The sequence below is a fragment of the Azospirillum sp. TSH20 genome (assembly GCF_003115935.1).
Classification (GTDB): Bacteria; Pseudomonadota; Alphaproteobacteria; order Azospirillales; family Azospirillaceae; genus Azospirillum.
In genome coordinates, this window is sequence record NZ_LGQU01000006.1 from 1 (window position 1) to 16,421 (window position 16,421).

The window sequence follows — 16,421 nt, forward strand, 5'->3', positions numbered from 1 at the left end:
ACCTGAACCTCATCGAGCCCTGGTGGAAAGTGCTGCGCTCACTGGCGCTGAAAGGGCGCCGGTTCGATGCCTGGGCCGAGATCGAGGCTGCGGTGGAACGGGCCACCGCCTATTGGAATGTGCACAAGCACCCCTTCGTCTGGGGCAGGCGCCGGCGCCATCGCGCACCGAGCCGACTGGGTATCGCCGCGCTCCCGCATGTCTAAACAACTTGGTGGATGCACCATTTAGGGGCGATTTTCAGAATGCAATGATGCGGTTAGCGATAATCAAGATGGCCGCCACGGTGAACAGCGCGAGGTGGATTGCGTCAAGTGCTGCAATGGACATCCGACGCACTCTGATCAACCATGGGGTAACCACATCGCTCGTAAACGCTGAACATAGGCCTCGGAGTACAATTGGAGGTCTTGTGAGCCGATGGGGGATCGGATGGCAAAGCGTCTCTCGGCAATCTCGGCACTGGGCCTTTGTGCCTTCATACCGTCTACGGTGATTGCCGGGGGGTGGCTTGACACCCTGTCTGAAACGGCCGATGCCGCACTGCGGAGTACATCGGAAGCCTATGCAGAACACATCAAGCCAGAGATCGACTCTGCCAAACAAAGCGCTGAGAGATATATGGATGAATCGGTAAAACCATATACAGATGAACTTGTCGCCAAAACAAATGACCTGTATGGCTCCAGGATAAAGCCTGCCACTGATGAGGTGGTTGCTACGGCTCGCTCTATCGATCAGGCATACATTACTCCAAGTATTAAAGAGGTTGCTAATTCTCTCGCTATTACTGCAAATTCAGTAAAGCAACGTGCCGGTCCATACGCAACATACCTCGACCAAGAATCGAAGATCTATAGCCAGGCAATTTACACGTATTGGATTGAATCGCCGGAGGTAGCTGCTGCCCTGTGGAATAAAGCGAAGGCAGGATTAGTCGACGGTCACAATGTTGTGATTGCTGCCCTTACAAGAGCAGACGACGCAAAAGACGCCATTTTTAGCACAATCGTTTTCGGCAGTGTTGTCGGGGTAAGTGTCGCCGTTTGCTCAGCACCGGCTGCCGTCATGGCGGGACCGATAGCGGGGGTGCTTGCGGGGGCGACCTGCTACGAAATCGCATTGGATGTGGTTGACCGTAACATCGATATCTTACACGGTGCGTTTTTCGAACGAGCCATGAGCCCTTCAGCAAGGGAGCTCGGCATCGAATTTGGCACTGCACTCGGCAGTATTGTGGGGGCAGGATTTGGTGTACGGCATGCTCAAGCGGCCCGAGACACTAGAATGGGCTATTATTCGCGTGAAAATTACGCTGACTACAGGAAACGTGCAGATTCCTATATGAACAAGGCTTATCGCGCTAACAAGTCTACTATAGATCCCAACGGCATCCGAGGAAAAGACTTCCATCTGGACCATAAAATTCCTGTAAAATGCTTCTTTGAGCTTGGTCTTCCGGTCCGTATGAGCGCGTTCGTTCACAACTTTGAACTGATACCCGCCGCAGAAAATCTGTCGAAGGGGAGTGGTCCCTGCTAGAGCTTCGAGCGTTTGCTATGGCAAGTTCGGTATCAAGCATCAAGTAGCCGTCTGCGCTACGGGCTGGGGGTCGCCAAGGGCCGAGGCGCCGTCCACCGCGTGAAGTTCGCGCCATTGGACGCCTCTACGCAGGAAGAGGCGAAGCGTTTCCATGGCCCCCGCAGTGGGCGTTGGCGAACGCCCGGGGCCAGGATGCCGATCGTCGATCCGGTCGATGACCCTCGCCACCAGATCCACAACTGTCGGTTCCATGCCAGCTTCTCTCTGCCAAAGGCACAGGAAACCGCCTTTTAACCGCAGGCTAGGAGCTATTCGGCAACACACGATGTCTCAAACGGAAACCATGAGGTTCCACTCGGGCCGCAGGTGGTCCTTCATCAGTTCCAGCTTCACGTCGGCGTAGAAGCGATGGATCATGTCGCTGCTCGTGCCGGTGTTGCGAGCCAGGATGAAGATGTCCACGCCGGCAATGAGCTGCTGGCTGATGTAGAAGTGGCGGAACGAATAGGACGTGCGACGGACACCGCGATGGTCGGTCAGCAGGTCGCATGCCTTCAGCAGTTCGGCGAGGCTCTTCTTCACGCTGTCGAGCCGATTCCCGGCCGTCGTGGCGAAGACCGGCTCAGCGTCGAGCGGATCGCGCTTCATTGCTCGAACCCAGAGCATCCACAAGGTGTCGAACCAGGGCAGGGCGGCTTCCTGGGGAACGAAGGTGCGGGCCTTGCCCTTTCCGCGTACGCGAAGGCGGATGTCGCGGTCACGCAGTGGCTTGTTGCGCCCCTCCCGGTAGCCCAGCACATCCCCCCAGTTCATCCCCTTCAATTCCGTCGGGCGGCAGCCGGTGAATGCGGCGATCATCATGTAGGCGTGCAGGATAGCCCGATCCCGTCGAACGTGCTCATTGAGCTTCGGATCGCTCATACGGGCCATTGAGGTTTCGACCAACCGACCGAACTCATCGGCGCTGAAGCTGGGGCGGGGCACGTCCGGTGCTTTCACCACCTCGACCTCGGGGATGGCCGCCTGCTTGATGTAACCCTGCTTGGCAGCGAATCGGAGAAGCATGCGGAGGAGCACCGCCTCGTTACGCTGGCGGGATAGGGTAGGGGGATCGCGCTTGGTGATGGGGCGGCGGATTTGGCGGCCAGCGCGCTCGTAGGTGATGAACGCGATATCCCGGCCCGGTCCCTTGCTCCAGTAATCCTTGCGCCACTCCACATAGGCGTCGATGTCGCGGTCGGTGATGCTGTCCATCGCCCGGTCGCCGAAATAGCCCACCATGTAGCGCCGGACGATGCCGGGAAACTTCTCCCCCTGTTCCTTCTTACGTTCGCCGCGCTCAACCTCACGCTCGATCTTGGCGATGAACTCCTCGGCCATGTCGCCGAAGGTCTTCGCCGTGGCGTTCAGGCCGTTCTCGGTGCGGTAAAGGGCTTCATAGTAGACCTTACGTGCCCGCTGATTCGCCTCGGCTTCGTCCGTGGTGTCGAGTGATTTCCTTATCTGGCCCTGGCCGCGGATCGAGAACCGAACCCACCACTTGCTGCTGCCGGTGCGCTGGAAAAGTTGGAACGGCTCTGACATTGCCCTCTCCTGACGACATCAACCCATAGGTTGTATTATAGCGTCGTCACTGTCGCTTGTGGGCGAATTTAGCACAGTCGACAGGGGCGATTTTCGGGGGGTGATTCGGGCGCGGAAATCGTCGCCCACAGGGGTTCACACTGCTGTCGAGACTGTGCTGCGATTGTGCTAGCACAGCGAAAACAGGGGAAAGAAGATCGAGGAAAATCAGTGGCTTAGCAGGAGAGGAAAATTGTCCTCTACGACTGTGCTAGGTCAGTGTTAGGTAAGTTGGATTTACCTATCTCACCATTAACCCCTTGATCTACAAGAGGAAAATGGTGCCCAGGGACGGAGTCGAACCGCCGACACGGGGATTTTCAGTCCCCTGCTCTACCAACTGAGCTACCTGGGCATCTCGGCGCCGCTTGGTGGGTGACCGTTTCGGTCGGTGCGGCGCGTCGTGTGGGGCGCTTTTTAGAGGGGTTCGGACGGGCTGTCCAGAGGAAAATTCAAAAAAATTCAGACCCGTCTCACAGCTCCTCATCCGGGTCGGATCCGCCGGGCGCGGCAGGGGTTTCCGGGCTCTCGATGCGGTAGACGCCGCCCAGCCAGCGCGACAGATCCACGTCGGCGCAGCGCTTGGAACAGAAGGGGCGGGTGGCCGGTTCGGTCGGGCGGCCGCAGATCGGGCAATTGGTGCCTGTCTTGGCGCCAAGGGTTTGGGGATCGGACAAGGGAAGGCCTCCGTAACTGACGATACGCGGTCAGGGCCGCAGCAGGGCTGCCAGCGGCGTGCCGCGGCGGGCGCGGGTCAGTTCGACCAAGCCCAGTTTGGACATGCCGTAAACTTGGGTCTGCACCGGGTCGCTTTCCACCGCCTGCGACAGGGCGGCCAACACACGCTCGGCATCGCCGCGGCTGCGCATGTTGACGAAATCCACCACCACGATGCCGCCGACATTGCGCAGGCGAAGCTGGCGGGCGATCTCCGCCGCGGCGTCGAGGTTGACGTCCAGCGGGTTGCCGCGCTCCCCGGCATTGACGTCGACCACCGTCAGCGCCTCCGTCCGCTCGATCACCAGCGAACCGCCGAGCGGCAGCGGCACCCGGACATCCAGAAGCTCCGCAATCGCAGTGTCGAGGTCGCGCAGGTCGAACAGGCGCTGGCCGTCTGTATGAGGGCTCAGACGCGGCAGCAGGTCGGGGGCGTGGCGGTCGCACCAGTCGCGCAAGGCCGACAGCAGCGGCCCGTCGCCCATTCTGATCCCGCCGGCCGGGGGCGGGTCGTCGACCAGGATGGCGGCGGGGGCGGCTGCTCCCTGCTCGATCAGGGCGCGGGTGGGGGCGTCGGGGCCGGGATGCAGCAGGCGCGGGGCGGAGCCGGCGCGGGCATCGTCGCGGATGGCGCGCCATTGCAGGTGCAGCGCTTCCGATTCGGCGGCCAGAAGATCGTCGGAGACCTGGGCTGCACCGGCCCGCACGATCCAGCCGGCGCCGGTGGCGAGCTGTTCGATGCGGCGGGCCAGCGCTGCGCGCTCCGGGCCGGTGCCGAGGCGCTTCGACACCGCGATGTCGCGGCCGAGCGGCGCGTGCACCAGGAAACGGCCGGGCAGGGTGATGTCCATCGTCAGCGACGGACCCTTGGCCCCGACGGCGTCGGCCTTCACCTGCACCAGCACCGGCTGGCCGGTGCGCAGCAGCGCGCCAATGGGCGCCGGCTTTGCGCCGGGGCGATGGGTGCGGGACTGCGGGGAATCGTCGTCGAGGACGGGACGGCGCACGTCGGCGGCCGGCAGCAGGCCGGACAGGCCATTCCCGAGATCGACGAAGGCTCCGTTCAGGCCGGTGGCGATACGCTCCACCCGGCCCAGGATGATGGTGCCCAGCAGTGACGGGCGGTCGGCATGGTCGATGTGCAGGTCGGTCAGGCGGCCGTCGGCCAGCACCGCCGCCCGCGTCAGCGGGCCGTCGCGGTCGACCAGCAGCTCAAGCCTGCTCATTGTTCGGGAGGTGTCGGGGGAGGAAGCGGGAAGCCGGCGCCATGCAGCATGCCGGCGACCTCGTGCAGGGACAGCCCGACGACATTGCTGTAGGAGCCGCCGATCCAGCGCACCAGCGCCCCCGCCCGGCCCTGGATGGCATAGCCGCCGGCCTTGCCCTTCCATTCTCCGGACGCGATGTAGGCGTCGGTTTCCGCCCGGTCGAGCACCTTGAAGGTGACGTCGGTGCGGACCAGCCGGTCGATTCGGCGGTGGCCTTCCGTCCCTGGAATCAGCAGGACGATGCCACCGATCACCCGGTGCCGCCGGCCTGACAGCAGGGACAGGCAGCGTCGCGCCTCCTCCTCCCGTTCGGCCTTGGGCAGGATGCGGCGGCCGCAGGCGACTACGGTGTCGGCGGCGAGAATCCACGAATCGGGATGGCGCGCGGCGACGCACGACGCCTTCTCCGCCGCCAGACGCAAGGCGTGCTGGGGCGGGAGTTCGTCGCGCAGCGGCGTTTCGTCGAGATCGGCGGGGTCGACCGCGTCGGGCACGATGCCGATCTGGCGCAACAGGTCGAGCCGGCGGGGCGAGGCCGAAGCCAGCACCAGCCGGGGCGCCTTGGACGGGATCGTCACGGGGAACCGCGATGCAGCAAGGATGCTACTTGAACCGGAAGGTGATGCGGCCCTTGGTCAGGTCGTACGGCGTCATTTCCACATTGACGCGGTCGCCCGCCAGGACGCGAATCCGGTTCTTACGCATCTTGCCGGAGGTGTGCGCCAGAACCTCGTGATCGTTGTCGAGCTTCACCCGGAACATCGCGTTCGGAAGCAATTCGACGACGGTCCCGGAAAACTCGATCAGATCTTCCTTTGCCATAGGCCCTTATGTCCGTCCTAATAGTTTCGCGGCAATAACTGACCTTCCAAGGCCGCCGGGTCAAGGGGGATTCCCACCGCCGATGCGTTCGGCCGCAGCCATCGGCGCGGGGCAGCCCCGCGTTGTGTGGCGAAAATACCCTGTAACCGCTGCCGCGTCAGACCGCCTGATAGGGGTTGAGCGGCGATGCGCCGCCTTCTTCCAGGCGGCGCGGCTGTTCCAGCGCCTTGCCGATCGCCGCGAACATCTCGCGCTGGTCGATCTCCATGCGGCGGGTCAGGCGGCCCACCGTTTCGGCCGCAGTGAGCGCGCGGCCGGTGGAGCGGTCGTGGAACAGGTTGTGATTCGCCTTCGCCGCGCTGGGCAACAGGTCGGCTGCGACGGCGCCGGGGCTCGATTCGGCGGCGCGAATCAGCTTCGCCGCCCCGCCGGAGCCCAGAACATAGGCCATGCGGCTCTCCGATTCGCTGGCCGGGCGGCCCAGCCGCTTCTCCAGCGCCTCACGTCCCTCGGCCAGATAGCGGGCGGCCATGCCGGCCGACAGGTCGACATCGTGGCGCAGCTCCAGGATCTGGCGGCGGATCGCCGGATCCTTGACGCTGGACACGCCGTTGCGGACCTGGATGTGCGAGGCCAGCTCGCCCTGGCCATAGGCGGCGCCATGGCGGCGGAACAGGTCAAGCCATGTCGATTCGAGGAACTGGAACGGGCCGGCGGCGGAGCTGCGGCTGTTCCTGGCGCCGGGGTCCAGCCCGCTTTCCTGGGTGGCCTGGGCCAGGATCGCGGTGAAGCTGTGGCCCGACAGGCCGGCGACCTGCTGCGAGGCGACCAGCACCCGCGTGGCGGTCGGATCGTCGGAGTTCACCGCCTTCACCGTCTCCGCCACCTTCTTCGAGCTTGGGGTCAGGCCTTGAGCCACCGCCGGCCCCACCACCGGCGCCGCCGGCTTCAGTCCGGGCAGGGGCGCGCGTGGCGCCGCGGCCCCGCCGTCCGCCGACGCGGAGTCCGCCAGCAGGACCGGCGTCTCCGAATTGACGGTGGGCGGTTTGAGGGCGGGCGGTTTGACGGCGGGGAGCGGCACGACCGTACCGTCGGTCAAGCGGATCGGAGTGACCGGCTTGGCCGACGGAAAGGGGACCTGGGTGCCGTCGGTCAGCAGGATCGGGGCCGGCGGCTTGGCGGCCGGCAGGGGCGGTGCCTTCTGGCCGCCCTGGAGCCTGCCGTTGGCGGGACGGCCGACGGGGGCGGCCTCGGTGCCGGGCCGATTGGTCTGGACCAGCGCGTCACGGAAGGACGACTCGCCGCCGGCGCCATCGGCCAGCGACGGGGGAATATCGGGCTTGCGCTCCGGAACGGGGGCGAGAGGGGGCTGCGCAACCTTCATGACACACACTTCGCTGCAGACCGGCCGAGCCTGCCGGGAGGGGTGCAGCCACTATAACACCGACTCGTCAGCTGTGCGCGATCAACTGCGGACGCGGAGGCTCATCCTGTCCATCGTCGGGCGGTCCGCTGTCAGCCGGTCCGCTGTCAGTCGGTCCATTGTCCGTGTGCCCGACGCGAACCCAGCGGCCGATCGCGGCCAGCAGCTTGGTTTTCTCAAGCGGCTTGGCCAGATGGGCGTTCATGCCCGCCTGCAGGCAGCGTTCGACCTCCACCTGCAGGACGCCGGCCGACAGGGCCAGGATCGGGATGCGGCCGACCGGTCCGGGCAGGGCACGGATGCGGCGGGTGGCCTCCAGCCCGTCCATCACCGGCATCTGCACGTCCATCAGCACGAGGTCGTAGGTCTGTTCCTGCACCGCGGCGACCGCGGCGGCGCCGTCTTCCACGGCATCGACATGGTGGCCGGCCTTGGTCAGCATGGTCACCGCCAGATCGCGGTTCATCGCCAGATCCTCGGCCAGCAGGATGCGGGCGCCGGGGCTGCCGGGCTCGCTTTCGGCAAGGGGGGCGCCATCGTGCTGGACCGCGGCGCTGCCGGCGGGCAGCAGCGGCAGCGAGAACCAGAAGGTGCTGCCGCTGTCGGGCCGGCTTTCCATGCCGATCTCGCCGCCCATCAGCTCCACCAGCCGGCGGCAGATGGCCAGCCCCAGCCCGGTGCCGCCGCGCCCGCGTTCCAACTGGGTGAAGCGCTGGAACAGGTCGCGCTGCCGTTCGGGCGCGATGCCGATCCCGGTGTCGGTGACGGTAAAGGTGCAGATGCGGCCGCCGCCGGGCTTGCCGCCCGGAATGCCGCCCCCCCGGCTGCCGTCATCGTCGATCGCCTTGACCGTCAGCCGGACCGAGCCGCGGTCGGTGAACTTCACCGCGTTGCTCAGCAGGTTCAGCAGGATCTGGCGCAGCCGGTCGGGGTCGCCCATGACGAAGCCGCGGGCGGTGGCGGAAATGCTGGTCTGCAGCTCCAGCCCCTTCTGTTCGGCGGCCAGGCGGACGATGGCGACGCAGCGGTCGGCCAGATCGTCCAGACGGAAGGGCACGCTGACCAGATCGAGCCGCCCCGCCTCCAGCTTCGACAGGTCGAGCACGTCGTTGATGACGGTCAGCAGCGACCGTCCTGCATCGCGCACCTGCGAGGCGTAGCGCCGCTGTTCGGCCGTCAGCGGGGTTTCCAGCAGCATCTCCGCGAATCCGATCACGCCGTTCATCGGCGTGCGGATCTCGTGGCTCATGGTGGCGAGGAATTCCTCCTTGGCGCGGCTGCCGGCCCGCGCCTCCTCCATGGCGGAGCGCAGCTCCTGCTCGCGCTGCTTCAGGCGGCGCGACATGTTGTTGAAGGCGTGGGAGACGACGCGGAATTCATGCGGCGCCCGCTCCGCTTCGATCACGGTGCCGCCGCCGCCGTCGCCGATGCGGGTGGCCGCGCTGCCCAATTCCCACACCCAGCGCAGGACGGAGGCGCGCAGCAGGACCCACAGCGCGGTGACGCTGACCAGCGCGGCGATGCCCAGCAGCCCCAGGCTCTGCCACAGGTCGCGCCGCGCCTCCGCGATGATCGGGCTGGTCGGCATGCCGACGGCGAAGATCGTGTCGGTTTCGTCGGAATGGCGGAAGGCCCACAGCCGGTCGCGCCCGTCGGCGCTTTCTGAATCCAGGAAGCCGTCCCGTTCCTTCAGCATCTGCTGGACATGGCGCATCTGGCCGACATTGCGGTTCAGCCAGCCTTCCGGATCGGGCTGGCGGGCGACGATCACGCCGTTGCGGTCCAGCACCATCACGCGGGCGTCGGGCTGCTTCAGCACCTTCACCAGATCGGTCAGCCAGGTCAGGTCGACGGCGACGCCCATCACGCGGACGATCCGGCCATTCTCGATGATCGGGCTGGCGACGATGATCAGCGGCTTCAGCGAGCGCTTGCCGATGATGAAATCACTGACCACCCAGCTTTTGGTGTCGAGGACGCGCTGGAAATATTCGCGTTCGCGCAGCGAGATGCCGGCGCCCGGACCGGTGGTGTCGCAGATGATGTTGCCGTCGGCATCGGTCAGCCAGACGCCGGTGGTCCAGCGGTGCTGGCGCGGCATCGGTGCCAGGGTGGCGACGCAGCCGCCGGTGTCGGTCGGCGTGGCGTTGCGGATTGCCGGCACCAGCGACAGCACGCCCAGCAGGTTGCGCGCCTCGCCGATCAGGTCATGCTGGCGCTGCACCCCGTCGTCGGCCAGATGCAGGGCCAGTTCGCGCGCGGCGCCGATATGGTCGTCGAGCTGCTGGTCGGCGAGATAGAGCGCGCCAACCAGCGGCAGCGCCAGCGAGGCCAGCACCACGCCCATCAGGCGCGCGCGCAGGCTGCGCGGGCTGAAGACGCGGAGAAGGCGGGGCATCAGACCGGCGGGCATGGATGGACGGCTCTCCGCGCGAAAATTCGTCGACGCTCCCGACCCTAAGGCGGCACGCGGCGCGTTGCGATGACACAGCTCAATAACATTGGCGGGGATGCAATGTGAACTGCCCCCAGCGCAATAAGTTGCAGAATGCCAAAATTATTACCGACCATGCCGTGTGGCGGCCTGCGGCAGAAGACGCGAACGCGGCCGGTGGGGACCTGCCGCTAAAGTGCGATCGTTTCAGACGGACTCGTTTGAAACGTGAATCGCACGGAAAATCAAACGGCTGGAGTTGATCTGATGCTTCAATAAGCATCAGATCAACTCTAAACCGTCGGCCCGCGGGTCAGGGGGAAGCGCTGTTTAACTTTGTCCAGCAGGCCGTCGCGGACCTGCCGGTAGGCTTCCAGCATGGCGTCGCGGGTGCCGTCGACCAGGGTGGGGTCGAAGGTGTTCCAGAACTCCACGTCGCAGGCCATGGTGCGCGTCATCTCGATGGCGCGGTGCTGCGCCTCGGGCGACAGCGAGACGATCAGGTCGAAATTGGTGTCTTCCAGATCCTCGAAGGTGCGGCAGCGGTGCTTGGACAGGTCGATGCCGATCTCCTCCATCACCGCGACGGCGAAGGGATCGACCTCGTCGCCCTCGCGGACGCCGACCGAATCCACATAGACGCGGGTGCCGTGGTAATGGCGCATCATCGCCGCCGCCATCGGCGAACGGATCATGTTGTAGGTACAGGCGAACAATACGCTCGTGACCGGCAGGGATGTGAGGACCGGGGTCGCCGCCATGGCCATGCGCCGCCCGTGCCCGTCAGCCGCGAATGTGCAGAACGCAGATCAGCGTGAACAGCCGGCGCGCGGTCTGCAGGTCCATCTCCACCTTGCCGGCCAGACGTTCGCGCAGCATCTCGGACCCCTCGTTGTGCAGGCCACGGCGGCCCATGTCGATGGCCTCGATCTGCGAGGGCGTCGACCGCTTGATGGCGGCGTAATAGCTCTCGCAGATCAGGAAATAGTCCCGCACGATCGAGCGGAAGCCGGTGATCGGCAGCATCAGCCGGTCGAGCACGCTGTCGTCCTCGCGCCGGATGTCGAAGACCAGCCGGTTGTCCTCGATCGACAGGTGCAGGTGGTACGGCCCGTCCTCCGCGAAGTCGCAGGGGCAGAACTCGTTGTCCTCCAGCAGGTCGAAGATGGCGACGGCGCGCTCATGCTCGACCTCCGGCTTGTGGCGGACGACACTCCGCTCGTCGAGCGTCACATGGGTGATGCGCCGCTTGCTCTTCGCCGTCGTCACGCCCCGCCTCCCCCGCTGTCGTTAGTCTTTGTAGCCCGGCAGCCGCTGCGCGACGGAGCGCGCATGCGCCTCCAGCCCTTCGGCCATCGCCAGCGTCACCGCCGCCGGACCGATGGCCCGCAGGCTGTCGGCGTCGCAAGCGACGAAGGTCGTCCGCTTCATGAAGTCCAGCACATTGAGGCCGGAGGAGAAGCGGGCGCTGCGTGCCGTCGGCAGCACATGGTTGGGACCTGCGACGTAATCGCCGATGGCCTCCGGCGTGTAGCGGCCGAGGAAGATGGCGCCGGCATTGCTGATCTTCGCCGCCAGCGCGTCGGGATCCTCCACCGCCAGCTCCAGATGCTCCGGCGCCAGCCGGTCGACCAGGGCGGGGGCGTCGGCCATCAGGTCGCCGACCAGCACGATGGCGCCATGCTCGCGCCAGCTTTCACCGGCGATTCCCGTGCGCGGCAGCGTTTCCAGATGCTTCTCCACCGCCGCGGCGACCGCGTCGGCGAAGGCGGCATCGTCGGTGATCAGGATCGATTGGGCCGAGGTGTCGTGCTCCGCCTGCGACAGCAGGTCCATGGCGATCCAGGCCGGATCGTTCCTGCCATCGGCGACCACCAGGATCTCCGACGGGCCGGCGATGCTGTCGATGCCGACGAGGCCGTAGACCTGCCGCTTGGCGGCGGCGACGAAGGCGTTGCCGGGGCCGACGATCTTGTCGACCGGCCGGATCGTCGCCGTGCCGTGGGCCAGCGCCGCGACCGCCTGGGCGCCGCCGATGCGGTAGATCTCGTCGACGCCGCAGCGCTTGGCGGCGGCCAGCACCAGCGGGTTGATCGCCCCGTCCGGCGTCGGCACCACCATGACGACGCGCTCCACCCCGGCGACCTTGGCCGGCAGGGCGTTCATCAGCACCGACGACGGGTAGGAGGCGGTGCCGCCCGGCACATAGAGACCGACGGCGCCGACCGGCGTCCAGCGCGCGCCCAGCCGCACCCCGGCGGCGTCGCGGTAGTCGGTGACCTCCGGAATCTGGCGGCGGTGGAACTCCTCGATCCGCGCGGCGGCGAGGTCCAGCGCCTCCAGCGTCTCGGCCGAGCATTTCGCCGTGGCGGCGTCGATCTCGTCCCGGCCGATGCGCAGGGTCTCGGGCGTCAGGGTCTGACGGTCCCAGCGGGCGGTGTAGTCGATCAGGGCGGCGTCGCCGCGCGTGCGCACCTGCTCGATCACCCCGGCGACCAGCGTCTGGACATCCTCGCTGGCCTCACGCTTGGCGTGCAGCAGCGCCTCGAACCCGGCGGCGAAGTCCGCGTCGCGAATATCAAGCCTGACGGGCATTCACCGCCTCCCGGAACTTGTCGATCCACTGAGAAATCTCGGCCGTCCGCGTCTTGAAGGCGGCGCGGTTGACGATCAGGCGCGAGGTGACGTCGGCGATATGCTCCACCTCCACCAGCCCGTTGGCCTTCAGCGTCGAGCCGGTGGAGACCAGGTCGACGATGCGGCGGCACAGGCCCAGCGTCGGCGCCAGCTCCATCGCGCCGTTCAGCTTGACGCATTCGGCCTGGACGCCGCGGGCGGCGAAGTGGCGCTTGGTCACTTCCGGGTATTTGGTGGCGACGCGGACGTGGCTCCAGCGCGACGGATCGTCGCCCTCCATCATCTCCACCGGTTCGGCGACCGACAGCCGGCAGGCGCCGATGCCGAGGTCGAGCGGGGCGTAGATTTCCGGATAGTCGAATTCCATCAGCACGTCGTTGCCCGCCACGCCCAGATGGGCGGCGCCGAAGGCGACGAAGGTCGCCACGTCGAAGGAGCGGACACGGATGATGCTGAGGTTCGGCACATTGGTGGCGAAGCGCAGAAGCCGGCTCTTGTCGTCGTCGAAGGCCGGCTCCGGATGGATGCCGGCATGGGACAGCAGCGGGCGCAGCTCCTTCAGGATGCGGCCCTTGGGCAGGGCCAGCACCAGCTGGTCGTCAACCGGTGTGGCCGTCATCGCGGCGGCAGTCACCCCTTGGGCGCTGGGATCGGCGGACAAAACACTCTCCTCGCATCGCTCGCCGGGGCGATGTGCATGCCCCGGATGAACCATCGACGCGATAGATAGCACATTCCACGCGCCCGTCACCTGTCGCTGTCGCGCCTGCGAGATTTTACGCAAGAATTTTGCCCAATACGGAATTTCACACAAAACCGAAAAATGAGTTTGACCAAACCCCATCGAAAGAGTAGATAAAAAACCCATGGACGCCCCACCGGGCATCCCGCGGCAATTTGACTTCTGCAGCTTGCGCCGCGTCACCAAACGCTAAAGCGCCACGATACCGGTCGTGGACCTCTTCAAGAAGGAGAGACCGGAATGACCTCGCGAGTTTCCGCTCCCCCATCCGTGCTTCGGACCGCGCCCCCGGCCTGCATGATGCGTTCGGGCCTGTGTTGCCGCTGACCTGCGGCACAACAACACAGCGCCCATCCCGCACATCCGCCAGTCCCGAACGCCAGAGCCGAACATCGTTGCGCCGCCGCCCCGCCATGCCGAGGGCCAGCCGCGCCGAGGGGAGTCCTTCGCCATGTCCCACGCCAACGCCTACGCCATCGAAGTCCAGGGCCGCTCCGCCGGCATCGTCGTCGCCGAACGCGGCGGCTTCACCTTCTTCGTGTCCGATTGGGCTTTCCGCGATCTCGACCGCCGCGTCTTCCGCAATGTCGGACAGGCCCAGCGCGCCGCCCACCAGCATTACAGCCGGCTGCCCGACACCCGCCGCCGCTGACGACCCGCCGATCCAACGATTCCGAGGAAAGTCCCGATGAAACGCATCCTGATGTCGGTGGCGGTCGCCGCCGGCCTGCTGACCTCCGCCGCCTCCGCCGTCGCCGCTCCGCTGAAGCTCGGCGTTTCCGCCGGCCCCTATGGCGAGATCCTGGACTTCACCGCCAAGCTGGCCGCCAAGGAGGGTATCGAGGCGCAGGTGATCGAGTTCACCGACTGGAACATGCCCAATGCCGCACTCCAGGCCGGCGACATCGACGCCAACAACTTCCAGCACCAGCCCTTCCTGGACAATCAGGTGAAGCAGCGCAACTACGACATCGTCTCCGTCGCCAAGAGCGTCGTGGTGCCGATGGGCGTCTACAGCAGCAAGGTGAAGGCGCTGGCCGACCTGAAGCCGGGCGCGTCGGTGTCGATCCCCAACGACCCCACCAACGGTGCCCGTGCCTTGTTCCTACTGGCCAGGGCCGGCGTGATCGGGCTGAAGGAGGGGGCCGGGCTGAACACGACCATCGCCGACATCGTGAACCCGAAGGGCATCAAGCTGGTGGAACTGGATGCGGCCCAGCTTCCGCGCTCGCTCGACGACGTGGATGCGTCGGTCATCACCCTCAACTATGCCGTGCTGGCCGGGCTGGAACCGAAGAAGGCGCTGGTGCTGGAGGATGACCAGTCCAAGTGGAACCTGGTGTGGGCGGTCCGCAAGGATCGCATGGAAGACCCGACGATCAAGCGCTTCATTGCGCTGTATCGTTCGCCCGAAGTGCGGCAGTTTATCGAAACGCGCTTCAACGGTTCCATCATTCCGACTTGGTGAAGGGGCTGGGGGGACGCAGGACGTCCCCCTTTGCCGAATAAATGATGATAACGCTAACAAACATTCACAAGACTTACGCCGCACGTGGCGGCGGCGCTTCGGTACAGGCTCTGGCCGATGTCGACATCACGGTCGGCCGCGGCGAGATCTTCGGCATCATCGGCCGGTCCGGCGCGGGGAAATCCACGCTGCTTCGCACGGTCAACCTGCTGGAAAGCCCGACTTCGGGCAGCGTCATGGTCGACGGGGTGGAGATGACCACCCTGTCCGCGGCGGAACTGCGGCAGGCCCGCCATTCCATTGGCATGATCTTCCAGCACTTCAACCTGCTGTCCTCGCGCACCGTCTTCGACAATGTGGCGCTGCCGCTGGAACTGACCGGCATGGCCAGAGCGGAGATCCGCAAGGCGGTGGAGCCGCTGCTCGACCTCGTCGGGTTGGCCGACAAGCGCGACCGCTATCCGGCGGAACTGTCGGGCGGGCAGAAGCAGCGCGTCGGCATCGCACGCGCTCTCGCCAGCAAGCCGAAGGTGCTGCTGTCGGACGAGGCGACCTCGGCGCTCGATCCAGAGACGACGACGCAGATCCTGCATCTGCTGGCCGACATCAACCGGCGGCTGGGCCTGACCATCGTCCTCATCACCCACGAGATCGCCGTCATCAAGGAGATCTGCCACAAGGTGGCGGTGATGGAAGGCGGCCGGGTGATCGAACAGGGGCCGGTCTTCGACATCTTCGCCCACCCGAAGCACCCGACCACCCGCAGCTTCGTCGATCCCGTCATCAACCGCGGCATCCCCGACAGCCTGCGCGACAGGCTGTCGCCGCAGCCCGGCTTGGGGAGCAATCCGGTGCTGCGCATCACCTTCACCGGCGAGAAGGCGACCACCCCGGTCATCAGCGCCATCAGCCGCCAACTGGAGTTGGACCTGAACATCTGGCACGGCCAGATCGACGAAATCCAGGGCGCGCCCTTCGGCACGCTGGTGGTGGAGGCGCTGGGCGATCAGGCCAAGGTCGAGGCCGCCATGGCGCTGGTGAAAGAGAACAATCTGGGTGTCGAGGTGTTGGGCCATGCTCTCCCCGCAAATCATTGACCTGCTGATCAAGGGGCTGCTCGACACGCTGCACATGGTGGCGGTGTCGGGCGCCATCGGGACGCTGATCGGCCTGCCGATCGGCGTGATGCTGGCCGTCACCGGCCGGGGCGAGCTGCTGCAGAACTTCGCCTTCAACAAGGTGATGGGAGCGGTGGTCAACATGACCCGCTCCACCCCCTTCATCATCCTGGTGGTGGCGATCATTCCCTTCACCCGGCTGATCGCCGGCACCTCCATCGGCACCAATGCCGCCATCGTGCCGCTGACCGTCGCCGCCGCCCCCTTCATCGCCCGCGTCGTCGAGAATGCGGTGCGCGAGGTGGATCGCGGTCTGGTCGAGGCGGCGCAGGCGATGGGCGCCACGCCGTTCCAGATCATCCGCAAGGTCCTGCTGCCGGAAGCCCTGCCGGGCATCGTCGCCGGCCTGACCCTGTCGGCGGTCAGCCTCGTCGGCTATTCGGCCATGGTCGGCGCCGTCGGCGGCGGCGGCCTGGGCGATCTCGGCATCCGCTACGGCTATCAGCGCTTCCTGCCGGAGGTGATGCTGGCGGTGGTGATCGTGCTGATCGTGCTGGTGCAGATCCTTCAGTCGACGGGCGACTGGATCGCCCGCCGCGTCAACAAACGCAATCTGAAATCCTGATC

General features: G+C 65.8%; 17 protein-coding genes and 1 tRNA gene. 6 read left to right on the top strand and 12 right to left on the bottom strand.

Features of this window, described 5'->3' with window-relative positions:
• Both TSH20_RS02355 and TSH20_RS34510 read left to right on the top strand, forming a co-directional pair.
• Positions 1 to 206: hypothetical protein (locus tag TSH20_RS02355; protein WP_109073217.1), on the top strand; the 206-nt coding region annotated here is incomplete at its 5' end.
• A gap of 226 nt (positions 207 to 432) precedes the next feature.
• Positions 433 to 1,542, top strand: coding sequence for a hypothetical protein (locus tag TSH20_RS34510; RefSeq protein WP_146205450.1), 1,110 nt, complete (start codon positions 433 to 435; stop codon positions 1,540 to 1,542).
• Between the two features lie 330 nt (positions 1,543 to 1,872).
• Here the strand turns inward: TSH20_RS34510 and TSH20_RS02360 are convergent, their stop codons facing one another.
• The 12 genes from TSH20_RS02360 to hisG all read right to left on the bottom strand — a co-directional run bounded on the left by TSH20_RS02360 (position 1,873) and on the right by hisG (position 13,085).
• Positions 1,873 to 3,126 (bottom strand): integrase, encoded by a 1,254-nt coding sequence (locus TSH20_RS02360; RefSeq protein WP_109073218.1) that lies wholly within the window; start codon positions 3,124 to 3,126, stop codon positions 1,873 to 1,875.
• A 318-nt stretch (positions 3,127 to 3,444) separates the two neighbouring features.
• Positions 3,445 to 3,520: transfer RNA gene (locus TSH20_RS02365), tRNA-Phe, on the bottom strand.
• 118 nt (positions 3,521 to 3,638) lie between these two features.
• On the bottom strand, positions 3,639 to 3,842 hold the full coding sequence (yacG, locus tag TSH20_RS02370) for a DNA gyrase inhibitor YacG (protein WP_109073219.1): 204 nt from the start codon (positions 3,840 to 3,842) through the stop codon (positions 3,639 to 3,641).
• Between the two features lie 30 nt (positions 3,843 to 3,872).
• On the bottom strand, positions 3,873 to 5,108 hold the full coding sequence (locus tag TSH20_RS02375; RefSeq protein ID WP_109073220.1) for a ribonuclease E/G: 1,236 nt from the start codon (positions 5,106 to 5,108) through the stop codon (positions 3,873 to 3,875).
• A complete protein-coding gene (locus TSH20_RS02380) occupies positions 5,105 to 5,728 on the bottom strand; it encodes a Maf family protein (protein WP_109073221.1) in 624 nt (207 codons plus the stop codon). The genes TSH20_RS02375 and TSH20_RS02380 overlap by 4 nt, the downstream gene beginning before the upstream one ends.
• Positions 5,729 to 5,753: 25 nt before the next feature.
• On the bottom strand, positions 5,754 to 5,972 hold the full coding sequence (gene infA, locus TSH20_RS02385) for a translation initiation factor IF-1 (RefSeq protein WP_012977999.1): 219 nt from the start codon (positions 5,970 to 5,972) through the stop codon (positions 5,754 to 5,756).
• A gap of 157 nt (positions 5,973 to 6,129) precedes the next feature.
• Positions 6,130 to 7,356, bottom strand: a complete 1,227-nt coding sequence (locus TSH20_RS02390; RefSeq protein WP_109073222.1) for a lytic transglycosylase domain-containing protein — start codon at positions 7,354 to 7,356, stop codon at positions 6,130 to 6,132.
• A gap of 67 nt (positions 7,357 to 7,423) precedes the next feature.
• Positions 7,424 to 9,808 (bottom strand): ATP-binding protein, encoded by a 2,385-nt coding sequence (locus TSH20_RS02395; protein ID WP_247871610.1) that lies wholly within the window; start codon positions 9,806 to 9,808, stop codon positions 7,424 to 7,426.
• Positions 9,809 to 10,122: 314 nt separating this feature from the next.
• Positions 10,123 to 10,596 (bottom strand): low molecular weight phosphatase family protein, encoded by a 474-nt coding sequence (locus tag TSH20_RS02400; RefSeq protein WP_109073223.1) that lies wholly within the window; start codon positions 10,594 to 10,596, stop codon positions 10,123 to 10,125.
• Positions 10,597 to 10,612: 16 nt separating this feature from the next.
• Positions 10,613 to 11,098: a UPF0262 family protein gene (locus TSH20_RS02405; protein WP_109073224.1), complete on the bottom strand. Its 486-nt coding sequence runs from the start codon at positions 11,096 to 11,098 to the stop codon at positions 10,613 to 10,615.
• A gap of 21 nt (positions 11,099 to 11,119) precedes the next feature.
• Positions 11,120 to 12,424 (bottom strand): histidinol dehydrogenase, encoded by a 1,305-nt coding sequence (hisD, locus tag TSH20_RS02410; protein ID WP_109073225.1) that lies wholly within the window; start codon positions 12,422 to 12,424, stop codon positions 11,120 to 11,122.
• On the bottom strand, positions 12,408 to 13,085 hold the full coding sequence (gene hisG, locus TSH20_RS02415) for an ATP phosphoribosyltransferase (protein ID WP_109073237.1): 678 nt from the start codon (positions 13,083 to 13,085) through the stop codon (positions 12,408 to 12,410). Before hisG ends, hisD begins: the two co-directional genes overlap by 17 nt.
• A gap of 574 nt (positions 13,086 to 13,659) precedes the next feature.
• Here hisG and TSH20_RS02420 point away from each other — a divergent pair.
• Genes TSH20_RS02420 through TSH20_RS02435 form a run of 4 tightly spaced genes read left to right on the top strand, consistent with a single transcriptional unit; the run spans position 13,660 to position 16,419 of the window.
• Positions 13,660 to 13,860, top strand: coding sequence for a hypothetical protein (locus TSH20_RS02420; protein WP_045583820.1), 201 nt, complete (start codon positions 13,660 to 13,662; stop codon positions 13,858 to 13,860).
• Positions 13,861 to 13,896: 36 nt separating this feature from the next.
• Complete coding sequence (locus TSH20_RS02425) at positions 13,897 to 14,676, top strand: MetQ/NlpA family ABC transporter substrate-binding protein (protein WP_109073226.1); 780 nt, start codon at positions 13,897 to 13,899, stop codon at positions 14,674 to 14,676.
• Between the two features lie 44 nt (positions 14,677 to 14,720).
• Positions 14,721 to 15,773, top strand: coding sequence for a methionine ABC transporter ATP-binding protein (locus TSH20_RS02430; protein WP_109073238.1), 1,053 nt, complete (start codon positions 14,721 to 14,723; stop codon positions 15,771 to 15,773).
• Positions 15,751 to 16,419: a methionine ABC transporter permease gene (locus tag TSH20_RS02435; protein ID WP_109073227.1), complete on the top strand. Its 669-nt coding sequence runs from the start codon at positions 15,751 to 15,753 to the stop codon at positions 16,417 to 16,419. The genes TSH20_RS02430 and TSH20_RS02435 overlap by 23 nt, the downstream gene beginning before the upstream one ends.
• The last annotated feature ends 2 nt before the right edge of the window (positions 16,420 to 16,421 follow it).

Excerpts from the sequence above, each read along its gene's own strand:
- hisD (WP_109073225.1), bottom strand. The coding sequence starts at position 12,424 with ATGCCCGTCAGGCTTGATATTCGCGACGCGGACTTCGCCGCCGGGTTC.
- infA (WP_012977999.1), bottom strand. The coding sequence starts at position 5,972 with ATGGCAAAGGAAGATCTGATCGAGTTTTCCGGGACCGTCGTCGAATTG.
- TSH20_RS34510 (WP_146205450.1), top strand. The coding sequence starts at position 433 with ATGGCAAAGCGTCTCTCGGCAATCTCGGCACTGGGCCTTTGTGCCTTC.
- TSH20_RS02435 (WP_109073227.1), top strand. The coding sequence starts at position 15,751 with ATGCTCTCCCCGCAAATCATTGACCTGCTGATCAAGGGGCTGCTCGAC.
- TSH20_RS02425 (WP_109073226.1), top strand. The coding sequence starts at position 13,897 with ATGAAACGCATCCTGATGTCGGTGGCGGTCGCCGCCGGCCTGCTGACC.
- TSH20_RS02395 (WP_247871610.1), bottom strand. The coding sequence starts at position 9,808 with ATGCCCGCCGGTCTGATGCCCCGCCTTCTCCGCGTCTTCAGCCCGCGC.
- TSH20_RS02360 (WP_109073218.1), bottom strand. The coding sequence starts at position 3,126 with ATGTCAGAGCCGTTCCAACTTTTCCAGCGCACCGGCAGCAGCAAGTGG.
- TSH20_RS02390 (WP_109073222.1), bottom strand. The coding sequence starts at position 7,356 with ATGAAGGTTGCGCAGCCCCCTCTCGCCCCCGTTCCGGAGCGCAAGCCC.
- hisG (WP_109073237.1), bottom strand. The coding sequence starts at position 13,085 with ATGACGGCCACACCGGTTGACGACCAGCTGGTGCTGGCCCTGCCCAAG.
- TSH20_RS02420 (WP_045583820.1), top strand. The coding sequence starts at position 13,660 with ATGTCCCACGCCAACGCCTACGCCATCGAAGTCCAGGGCCGCTCCGCC.
- TSH20_RS02400 (WP_109073223.1), bottom strand. The coding sequence starts at position 10,596 with ATGGCCATGGCGGCGACCCCGGTCCTCACATCCCTGCCGGTCACGAGC.
- TSH20_RS02375 (WP_109073220.1), bottom strand. The coding sequence starts at position 5,108 with ATGAGCAGGCTTGAGCTGCTGGTCGACCGCGACGGCCCGCTGACGCGG.
- TSH20_RS02430 (WP_109073238.1), top strand. The coding sequence starts at position 14,721 with ATGATAACGCTAACAAACATTCACAAGACTTACGCCGCACGTGGCGGC.